This window comes from Tritonibacter sp. SIMBA_163, assembly GCF_046535935.1.
Taxonomy (GTDB): Bacteria; Pseudomonadota; Alphaproteobacteria; order Rhodobacterales; family Rhodobacteraceae; genus Epibacterium; species Epibacterium scottomollicae.
The window spans coordinates 1-245 of record NZ_JAWJBP010001076.1; the positions used below are offsets into that span (position 1 = coordinate 1).

Below are 245 nucleotides of genomic sequence, written 5' to 3' on the forward strand. Positions count from 1 at the left end.
CGGCGTGCGTGCTGGCGCTGCGCGACCTTTGCGATCTCATCGACCGGCGGCTGCGTGATGTGGTTCAAATGCTGGCCGCGCTCGCCGCGCAGCACCGGGCGACGCTGTGCCTAGCCCGCACCCGGACCCAGCCCGCAGTACCGACGAGTTTCGGGCTGCGCGTGCTCGCCTGGGCACGGCCTCTGTCGCGCGAACGGCAGCGATTAGCCGCCATGCGGGCGGACGTGCTGCGCGTTCAGTTCGGT

1 protein-coding gene is annotated in these 245 nt (G+C 71.0%); it reads left to right on the plus strand.

Going from position 1 to position 245, the window contains the following annotated elements:
* On the plus strand, nt 1-245 hold a 245-nt coding region (locus tag R0J92_RS25650), incomplete at both ends, for a lyase family protein (RefSeq protein WP_411053765.1).